The sequence below is a fragment of the Bradyrhizobium sp. KB893862 SZCCT0404 genome (assembly GCF_018130885.1).
Classification (GTDB): Bacteria; Pseudomonadota; Alphaproteobacteria; order Rhizobiales; family Xanthobacteraceae; genus Bradyrhizobium; species Bradyrhizobium stylosanthis.
The window spans coordinates 148351-157791 of sequence record NZ_JAFCLT010000009.1 but is presented as its reverse complement, the minus strand read 5'-3'; the positions used below and the strand labels follow the sequence as shown (position 1 = coordinate 157791).

General features: G+C 65.9%; 10 protein-coding genes. 5 read left to right on the top strand and 5 right to left on the bottom strand.

The genetic code is table 11. The annotated features are described in order from the left end of the window. Positions 1-248: 248 nt before the first annotated feature. Positions 249-1049, bottom strand: a complete 801-nt coding sequence (locus JQ617_RS30565) for a class I SAM-dependent methyltransferase (RefSeq protein ID WP_212029561.1) — start codon at positions 1047-1049, stop codon at positions 249-251. Between the two features lie 398 nt (positions 1050-1447). On the opposite strand from JQ617_RS30565, the gene JQ617_RS30560 reads away from it, so the two are divergent. After that, positions 1448-2476: a glycosyltransferase family 2 protein gene (locus JQ617_RS30560; protein ID WP_212029560.1), complete on the top strand. Its 1029-nt coding sequence runs from the start codon at positions 1448-1450 to the stop codon at positions 2474-2476. Between the two features lie 15 nt (positions 2477-2491). On the opposite strand, the gene JQ617_RS30555 is transcribed toward JQ617_RS30560, so the two are convergent. Beyond that, on the bottom strand, positions 2492-3478 hold the full coding sequence (locus JQ617_RS30555; RefSeq protein WP_212029559.1) for a glycosyltransferase: 987 nt from the start codon (positions 3476-3478) through the stop codon (positions 2492-2494). 296 nt (positions 3479-3774) lie between these two features. On the opposite strand from JQ617_RS30555, the gene JQ617_RS30550 reads away from it, so the two are divergent. Further along, positions 3775-5127: an O-antigen ligase family protein gene (locus JQ617_RS30550; RefSeq protein WP_212029558.1), complete on the top strand. Its 1353-nt coding sequence runs from the start codon at positions 3775-3777 to the stop codon at positions 5125-5127. Between the two features lie 122 nt (positions 5128-5249). Continuing rightward, positions 5250-6395, top strand: coding sequence for a GNAT family N-acetyltransferase (locus tag JQ617_RS30545; RefSeq protein WP_212029557.1), 1146 nt, complete (start codon positions 5250-5252; stop codon positions 6393-6395). 21 nt (positions 6396-6416) lie between these two features. On the opposite strand, the gene JQ617_RS30540 is transcribed toward JQ617_RS30545, so the two are convergent. Beyond that, on the bottom strand, positions 6417-6956 hold the full coding sequence (locus JQ617_RS30540) for an RBBP9/YdeN family alpha/beta hydrolase (RefSeq protein WP_212029556.1): 540 nt from the start codon (positions 6954-6956) through the stop codon (positions 6417-6419). A 122-nt stretch (positions 6957-7078) separates the two neighbouring features. Here JQ617_RS30540 and JQ617_RS30535 point away from each other — a divergent pair, with 122 nt between their 5' ends. Together JQ617_RS30535 and JQ617_RS30530 are read left to right on the top strand one after the other, a co-directional pair. Next, positions 7079-7591 carry an Lrp/AsnC family transcriptional regulator gene (locus JQ617_RS30535; protein WP_212029555.1) on the top strand — a complete coding sequence of 171 codons (513 nt, stop codon included), beginning with the start codon at positions 7079-7081 and terminating at the stop codon, positions 7589-7591. A 69-nt stretch (positions 7592-7660) separates the two neighbouring features. Continuing rightward, positions 7661-8545 (top strand): protein-L-isoaspartate O-methyltransferase family protein, encoded by an 885-nt coding sequence (locus tag JQ617_RS30530; RefSeq protein WP_212029554.1) that lies wholly within the window; start codon positions 7661-7663, stop codon positions 8543-8545. 16 nt (positions 8546-8561) lie between these two features. On the opposite strand, the gene JQ617_RS40300 is transcribed toward JQ617_RS30530, so the two are convergent. After that, the gene (locus tag JQ617_RS40300; RefSeq protein WP_283842099.1) at positions 8562-8696 is read right to left on the bottom strand and encodes a hypothetical protein; all 135 of its coding nucleotides are present in this window, start codon (positions 8694-8696) and stop codon (positions 8562-8564) included. Between the two features lie 74 nt (positions 8697-8770). After that, positions 8771-9370, bottom strand: coding sequence for an NAD(P)H:quinone oxidoreductase (gene wrbA, locus JQ617_RS30525; protein WP_212029553.1), 600 nt, complete (start codon positions 9368-9370; stop codon positions 8771-8773). Positions 9371-9441 lie beyond the last annotated feature (71 nt).

Sequence of the window (9441 nt, the reverse complement as noted above, 5' to 3'; positions counted from 1 at the left end):
GGTTACTCTTCGCTTTATGCCACGCACCCGGGATATAGGTGCCCAATCAACGCAACAGGGAAAATTAACCATACTCATTGAGGGACTATTCACCGAAATGGCAAACAAAGGGTTTAAACGCATGCCGTTGTCCGGCGCGTCGTCGCGGCGCCTATGCCGGGTGCCCTTGATTAACGGTTCGTTACCGCGCGCAGCATGGCCGCGAGGCTTCGCGCGTCCTGCGATGTGCCGCGCGCACGCCATGGCAATCAGCTTTTCCTGAGGATGACGTGATAGTCGCCGCGGCGGACATCGGTGCCGCGCGGAAGCACGGCGTTCAGCACGGCGGCGCCGGCATCGACCAGAGCGGCGAACAGCGGCTTGCGCCGGCGCATCTCCGGATAGCGCGGGCTCTCGACCTCACGGCGGTAAGTCATCTCGAGGCCGTTTGCGGCCGCGAACGCTTCGAGCCGGGGCAGCGTGACCAGCGGATGGAAGAAGGTCGGGAACGGCGGCTCGCCGGGCAGGCCGGCGTCCTTGATGCCGCGGATGTGCCGGTAGAACCAGACGTGAAACCAGTGCGGCGAGTATTTGGTGACGACGCCGGACAGCGAGCGCGGATTGGGCGCGCCGATCAGGATCATGCCGCCGCGCTTGAGCGCGTCGCGGAAGTTCAGCAGCGCGGCATCGACATGGGGCAGATGCTCGATCACGTTGTAGCAGATCACGAGATCGAAGCTTTCCTTGCCGAAATTGTAGGTCTGCACGTCGCCGAGGATCGCCTCGTCCGCATAGGTGTTGTTGCGAACCTGGTCCTCGTCGATGTCGACGACGGTGACCCTGCTGCGGCTCAGCAATTCCGGCGGAAGCACGCTGTACGAGCCGCCGCCGGCTTCATAGACGGAGAGCGGGCCCTGCGGCAGTTCGCGGCGCAGCAACTCATGAACGGCAAGCAGGCTGTCGCGGGCTTCGCCGGGGACGAGATCGTGCAGCGCCTGAACGGGTGCTGCGGCGGCGGGAATGTCGATCGCCGTGGCTGTCGCGAAATCGATCGTGGCTGGCTTGTTCATTTTTCTCTGACCGCGCTTGTTCGACTCAAATTTACAGGAAAAATCTCGCATGCCCGAAGAGCAAATCTGATGCCGCGCCGCTTCACCGGTCGCGGTGCTTACGGCCGGGTTAATGCGCATGGGCGTTAACTACGGCATCGTTCATGTTGGGCCGCTCTCGGCGCTGCGGACCACGAATTGCAGTAACATGCGCGCATGATTTCGCGGCGGAAGCACGCAAACTCGGCTAAGCGCGCGGATATCGGGAGATCGGCGGTTTCGGTCGGAAGATGCCTCTCAGGCCGCCGTTCATTCTGGGACGCATCTGTCTCGCGGCGCTGTGCCGCCGCGGGACGGCACGGGGCTTCTGCGCGATCGAAGCAGGGCTTTTTCAATCTATCTCGGACATCTAATACGTCATGACATTGATCCCGACAGACCTGTCTGCCACGCGCATCTCCGATGCCGTGCGCGATCCCAACCGGGAGATCGCGGCGAGCTCGCGCGTCATCGACCTGTCGGTCGGCATCGTCGTCTGCATTCCCTGTTTCCGCCGCCCGGAGCATCTGCGACTGACGCTGGACTCGCTGGCGAGCCAGCGCACCCCGCGCTCCTTTGCCGTCGTCATGGTCGAGAACGATGCCGTCCGCCGCGAGAGCGCGCCGGTCGCCGCGGAATATCTCGCCGACGGCAGGTTGCAGGGCATCTGCCTGATCGAGCGGCGGCAAGGCAACTGCCAGGCGATCAACGCCGCGTTCGAGACCGCGCAGGCGCTGTTTCCCGCCGCAACGCGCTTCCTGATGATCGACGACGACGAGATCGCCTCGCCGGACTGGCTGGAGCTGATGGTGCGGACCGCGGACGCGACCGGCGCCGACGTGGTCGGCGGCCCGGTGCTGCCGGTCTTCGACGACGACAGCAAGCCCTGGCTGGCGCGCCATCCCGCCTTCTGCCCCGCCTACGACTACAGCGGCGCGGTGCCGCTGATCTATGGCTGCGGCAACTGCCTGATCACGCGCGCGGTGTTCGAACGGTTCGAGCGTCCCGCCTTCGACCTGCGCTTCAATTTCCTCGGCGGCGGCGACTGCGATTTCTTCGTGCGCTGCCGCGATGCCGGCATGACGTTCCACTGGACGGCGGAGGCGGTCATCACCGAGACCGTGCCGCAAAACCGCACCAGCCTCGGCTGGATCGCAAAGCGCGGCCTGCGCATCGGCGCGATCAATTATCGCGTGCAGTACAAGGCGGCGAAGAGCGCCGGCGCGCGGGCAGGGGTGTTTGCCCAGATGCTCGGACGGCTGCCGCTCTCCCTGATCCGGTCCGCCCGGCTGCTCGTGACGTCGAAAGCGGTGGTTGCGATGCATCCCGCGCTTGTCGCGCTCGGCTCCATGCTCGCGGCGTTCGGTTTCGCGCCGAAGCCCTATGAAGCCTCGAAGATCAAGTCCTGACGCTGTGATCGCGCGCTAGATGCCGAAGCGGGCGAGCGCCGTCCTCGCGGTCGCGCGCGGCAACGCCTTGAGCGAGCGCTGGGCGACCATCCATAGATAGCCGATGGCCTGGCGATACCGGCCGAAGCGCACGGCCTGCATTGCCGAATAGGTGACGAGATGGATCTCGGCGGCCTGGCGCAGTCCGGCTGCCGTGCCCGCGGGCAATCGCGCCATGATCAGGCCGTCGTCGAACACCCGGGCGATGGCCGGGAAGAAATCCTTCGGCGTCCGCACTGCCGCGTTCATGGTGTTCGCGGTGTGCAGGCGATAGTCGAGCAGAAGCTTCGGTGCGAACTCGAATTCGCCGATTGCGGCGAGGCGGCACCAGCAGTGCCAGTCCTCGCAATATCTGAGCGAGGTGTCGAAGCCGCCGATGGCGCGGAAAGCTTCGGCGCGTGCCAGCGCGATGCCGCCATTGACGATGAAGTTGCCGCTGGCGAGCCGTGCCAGCACGTCGCCGGATGGCTTGCGTCGTCCCTTCAACAGGTCGCGCCGTCCGATCTGCCGTCCTTCGCTGTCGATCGTGTTGTAGTCGCCATAGACCAGCACCGCGCGCGGAGCCTCGCGCGCCGTTGCGAGCAGCGCGGCCACCGCGCCGGGGCGCAGGCGGTCATCGGCATCGAGGAACAGCAGCCACTCGCCGCCCGCATGCCGTGCGCCGAGGTTACGCGCCGCCGACACGCCGGCGGAATCGTTGGACATCAGGTAAAGCCTGGGGTCACGGATGGCGCCGACGATCGCGACGGTCTCGTCGGTCGAGCCGTCGTCCACGACAATGATCTCGCTCACCTCGCTCTGTGCCAGCGCGCTGGCGAGGGTTTCACCGATATAGGCGGCAACGTTCTTGGCGGGAATGACGACGGACACCGAATGAGTCGAGCCGACCTGCAGCGGTGGACGCACTGGCGTCGCGACGCGAGCGGAGGCCGGCAATTCGAGAATGTCTTCGGCGGTAATCAAGCTGCGGCCCGTCTTTAATGATCTGTTAACTGCGGCGCATCTGGCGAGCTGGCTGAACCAGACGATCGAAAATTCGCGGCGGATGATACTCGCATTGCCCGCAGATCGATGCGGGCAAGGGCCGCGCGGTTGCTGCTTTCGCCAAATAACCTTAAGCGGCCGACATCGAGCCTGCAGGAAATATGGAAGGCGCGACAGAGCGTGCACGTGCAGAGCCTGCGCGCTGGTTGACGAACGGTTAACGGCGATGAGGTAGGACGTGAGGCTTCCGCCGGCTTCACTATCTCGATCGAGCCATGGATCGCAGCGCCGCTGACACCACCGACGTCGAGACCCCGTCGCTCGGCCACATCTTGCACGGCGGTCTTGCCGGGCTGAATGCCGTGCGGGCGGCGCGCTGTCTCGTCGCGACCGCAGCCCTCATTCTCGTCCTGGTGACGCTCGATCCCTTCCCCGACCTGCGCAGCGAGGCCGCGACGACCGTGGTCGCCGGACGAATGGCGTTGACCTATGTCTCATGGGGTCTTTTGGCCGCGGTCGCGGTGCTGCTCGTCGCCACCACGGATGCACCCGCGCTGAAGAGCCTGGTGACGCCGCTGCATCTGTGCCTCGTCGGCTGGCTGTTGATCAACATCGTCTTCTCCGAGAGCCGCGGCGTTTCGATCCAGCGTTTCGTGCTCGCGGCCAGCGTGACGTCTCTCGCCGTCCTGCTGCCGCTGCTGCCGCCGACGCAGCGCAGCTTCAATCTGTGTCTCGGCGCCGCCGCGCTCGTGCTGCTCGCGCTGTGCTATCTCGGCGTCGTCCTCGCCCCGCAATATTCGATCCACACCGCGCTCGACGTCACCGAGCCGCAGCTCGCCGGCGACTGGCGCGGCAGCTTCGGCCACAAGAACGTCGCCTCGCCCGTCATGACCATCCTGGTCTATGTCGGCATTTACCTGTCGGCCGTCGGGTCCATCGTGATGGGACCCGTGATCGCAGTTCTCGCCGGCATCTTCCTGGTCTTCACCGGCGGCAAGACCTCGTCGGTGCTGTGCCTTGCGATCTACGCGCTGGCATCGCTGGTCTATGTCACGCGCAGCCTGTGGCTGAAGCGGCTCATCTGCTTCGTGCCGTTGATCGCGATGAACCTGCTGACGGTCGGCAGCGTGCTCAGCCCCTCGCTGGGCGCCATGACGCGGCTGCTTCCGCTCGATCCCACCTTCACCGGCCGTTCCGCGATCTGGGAGTTTGCGCTCGCGGCCGTCGCCGAGAAGCCCGTCATCGGTCACGGCTACGCGGCGTTCTGGGACGATGTCTCGGCGCGGCAGACCGCGCAGGGCTCCGAATGGGCGACGTCGGCCGCGCACAGCCACAACAGCTATCTCGATCTCGCTGTCACCATCGGCCTGCCGGGGCTGGCGCTGGTGGTCCTGGTCTTCGTGCTGGCGCCGCTCGGCAATTTCCAGTCCGCCCAGGCCCACAATCGCAGCAATGCGCTGACAAAGCTGTTCCTGACTGTCTGGCTGTTCGGCCTGTACTATGGCGCGACCGAGACATTCCTGCTCGATCGGCAGAATCCGATCTGGTTCATGTTCGCCCTCGCGGTGGCGGGCCTGCATTTCCTCGCCAGGTTCCAATGCACAGAGCAGGCGGAACCCCCGCGTTGACAGCTTGTCGCAGCCACGGCGCGCGATGGTGGCACTGGCTTAACGATAAGCCGCGACGTCGCTTGTGGTCTGCGACAAAACATAATCTATCTGGAAACACTCAGTAATCGTATGTCCCGGGGATGACGTTTCTCAGCGTCGAGCAGCCAGATGGTCTTGTGTCCAGCACGACGGGAATCGCGGTCGATTTCCTGCGTGACTGGCGGCAGGCTGCCGCGCGCCTGAACACGGGCCATCGCACCGCTTTCCAGCATGGTTACTGGCTCGGCGCCTGGTACGGGGCGTTCAGCGAATTTACGCCGCTGATCGCGGTGATCTCGGATGCTGCGACCGGCAGGGACATCGCGCTCGTGCCGATGATCAGCCATGTCAGGCGCGGCATCCGCATCGTCGAGTTCGCCGATCTCGGCGTCTCCGACAACAACGCGCCGATCCTGGCGTGCGATGCCACGCTGGATGTTGCCGATGCGCGCGCGATCGGCGCTGCGCTGGTCGATGCCCTGCGCGCTTTGCCTGACGGCTTCGACCTGCTGCGGCTGAAGAAGATGCCGGCTCAGGTCGAGGGCAAGCCGAACCCGCTGGTCTCGCTTGGCCGTACAGGCTCCTGCTCGGTCAACGGCAATCTCGTGCTGATGGGCGACGACTATGAAGCCTATCAAACCTCGATCAAGCGCATGCAGATGCCGCGCTGCTGGCGGGTGTTCAGCCGGAATGAAGGCGCACGGTTCGAGATCGCGACGGATGTCGCACGCGCGGGCGAGCTGCTCGACGTGATGGACGTCCAGCAGCAGGCGCGCATGCAAAAGCTCGGCTCGCGTTTCATCCTCAACGACGAGACCCACGCGCGCTTCTATCGCGAGGTCGCCCGCCAGGGCGTCGCGAACGGTTATGCCGTCGTGTCGGCGCTGGTGTGCGACGAGGCCGTCGTCGCCACCACGCTGGGGGTCAGGTTCGGGGCGACCTATTTCCTCCTGCGCATCAGCCACGCCGGCGATGCGTGGTCGAGCTGCTCGCCCGGGCTGCTCGTCACCGAGCGCACCATGGCGGCGCTGCATGCCGAGGGCGTGCGCCGCTTCGATCTCAGCATCGGCAACCAGGACTACAAGCGCCGACTCGGCGCCGAGCAGGTGCCGTTGACCGACGTCAGCGTCGCGCTGTCGTGGCGCGGCGCTCCTTTCGCATGGCGCGACCACGCCGCGCAGGGCCTGCGCCGCCATCCCCGGCTCGCCGCCGTCGCGGCGCGGGCGCTGGGCAAGGGCGCGCGCTGACCAACGCCCCTTGTTTCGTCGTCACCTCGCAAGGCCCGCGCGAAAAGCGTCCAGCAATGCGCGTCCCTGCGGCCAGTCACCGAGCCCGCTCGCGGCATTGATATGGCCGAATGCACCCGCCACGATCAGGCCGGACCGCCAGTCGCGCGCCTGTCGCTGCGTGACGTCGAGCGTGCCATAGGGATCATTCGTGCTGGCGATGATCAGCGATGCAAAGCGCAATGCGCGGTCCGGCACCGGCTTGAACGCCATGGCTTCCGCGGGAAAATTGTCGCCATCCGGATCGGGCACAGCGACGAGGAAGGCACCGGCAATCGCGGATGTGGAGCGCGCAGCCCAGTGCGCCACCAGCAGGCAGGCTAGGCTGTGGGCAACCAGGATCGGCGGCCTGGCGCAGCGCGCGACCGCGCGCTCGAGGGCGCGCTGCCAGTCGTCGAGGTCGGGCCGGTCCCAGCTCGCCGGCTGAAATCGCGTGAAGCGCGGCTCAGTGCGCTCCCACAGCGTCTGCCAATGAGCGTCTCCGGAGCCGCCGAGTCCGGGCAATGTGATGATGTCGTGCATGAACGTCCCGTGATATCTGAGATGACGTCACAGTGTGGCCGATGACGGTCGTGCATCACATGGCAAGTCATCGGTAGAATCGATCATCGGCCGATGATCTCAAGGCGGAAGGGAGAATGGTCTTGGATCGTTTCGGGAGCATCGACGCCAAGGATCTGAAGATCATCGAGGCGCTGCAGGTCAATGCGCGCGTGCCGCTGTCCGAGCTCGGCCGCGCCGTCGGACTGTCCCAGCCGGCGATCTCCGAACGCGTCAAGCGGCTCGAGGAGGCCGGCATCATCGAAGGCTATGGCGCGAGGATCAACCCGCGCGCGCTCGGGCTCGGCCTGATGGCGCTGGTGCGCCTGCGCACCTCGCACGAGCACATCAAGACCTGCCTGAAGCGGTTCAGCGAGATTCCTCACATCATCGAAGTCCATCGCGTCACCGGCGATGACTGCTTCGTGCTCAAGGTGCTGGTGCCCGCGCCGGAAGATATCGAGACGATCGTGGATCGCATTGCGGGCTTCGGCACCGTGACGACCTCGCTGGTGCTGCGGAGCGAACCCGCGCGGCCGATCGGACGCGATCTCGTCGGGAGGAAGGCCGAGCGGCGTTCGGCGGCGGTCCGTGCCGCCGGCAAGTCATCGCATTGACACGGACCGCACCCTGCTTCCGGTTCTCGCGAGCGTTGTGCTAGCCTCGCTTCCGCCCCCGGAGGCGACATGGAAGATCGTTCGGCAAAATATCGCGCGTTCTATGCGCAGTTGATCTGCGCTGCGGCCAGGACGACGGATCCCCGCATCGAGCAGGCCTTCCGGACCGTCAGGCGCGAGCCCTTCGCCGGACCCGGGCCGTGGTCGATCGGCCTCGGCGGCCATCCCTATGCCGTGACGCCCGACGATGATCCGGCCTTCCTCTATCAGAACACGCTTCTGGCGCTGGATCCGTCGCGAGGCCTCAATATCGGAATGCCCGGCGCGCACGCCTACTGGCTCGGCGGCTGCGGCGTGCGGGAGGGCGAGACGGCGATCCAGATCGGCGCCGGCAGTGGCTACTACACCGCGATTCTCGCGCATCTCGTCGGACCTCGCGGCTACGTCCACGCCTACGAGATCGACGAACGTCTGGCGGGACTTGCGCGCGACAATCTGAAGGATCTGGCTCATGTCGATGTGCGCGAACGCTCCGGCATCGCGTCCGACCTGCCTGCTGCGGACGTGATCTATGTCTGCGCGGGCACCGCCCAGCCGGCAACGGAATGGCTTGAGGCGCTGCGGCCCGGCGGGCGGCTGGTGTTTCCGCTGGCGCCGGAAGGCATGCTTGGTGGCATGTTGATGATCACGCGTCCGGATCAGGGCGCGTTCTGGCCGGCCAAATTCCTGGGCCGCGCCCAGTTCATCGGTTGCGCGGGATTGCAGGATGCAGATGCAGCCCGGCGGCTGGCCGAGGCGTTTGCCGGAAAATGGGACAGCGTGCAGTCGCTGCGCAGGGAGGGCGCGCCGGACGAGACGTGCTGGTTTGCCGGTGAGGGCTGGTGGCTCTCGACAGCGCCGGTGCTCGGGCCGACCGAGTCAGTTCCACCTCACGCCGACATCACGCAGGTCTGAAGCGCGTCGTCGCATCTCACGATCCCGCGCAACCGGCGCAGCGAAACCGGCCGCGCGAGGCGCGGAACAGGCTGCGGCAATACCATCGCCGCGCCAGCGCCTGTGCGGGCTTGCGGATCATCTGTGCGATCAACAAGAGTTCGAATGCCATCCGGGTCTTCTGGTCGATATCCTGACCATGCAGATGGGGCGGCATTCCCCGGAGAGAATGCCGCCCGCGTCGCATCAGCCATGCAGCTTTTTGGCGGTCTCCGCGATCTGCCGGCCCTGGTAGCGTGCGCCGGCGAGCTCGTTGGCGCTGGGCTGGCGGCTGCCGTCACCGCCGGTGATCGTGGTGGCACCGTAGGGCGCGCCGCCCGTGACCTCGTCGAGCTTCATCTGGCCGGCGAAGCCGTAGTTCATTCCGACGACGACCATGCCGAAATGCAGGAGGTTGGTGATGATCGAGAACAGCGTCGTCTCCTGGCCGCCATGCTGGGTCGCGGTCGCCGTGAAGGCGCCACCGACCTTGCCGTGCAGTGCGCCCTTGGCCCAGAGCCCGCCGGCCTGATCCAGGAAGTTCGCCATCTGCGAGGCCATGCGGCCGAAGCGGGTGCCGGTGCCGACGATGATCGCGTCGTAATTGGCGAGGTCTTCGATCTTGGCGATGGGAGCTGCCTGGTCGACCTTGTAGTACGAGGCCTTTGCGACCTCGGCCGGCACCAGCTCGGGCACGCGCTTGATGTCGACAGTGACGCCGGCCTCGCGCGCGCCCTCGGCGACGGCGTTGGCCATCGCCTCGATGTGGCCATAGGCGGAATAATAGAGGACGAGAACTTTGGTCATGGTGGTCTCCGTTGGGATAGGTTTGATTGGTTCGGTTGCCAGCTGTCGTTGCCGGGCTTGACCCGGCAACC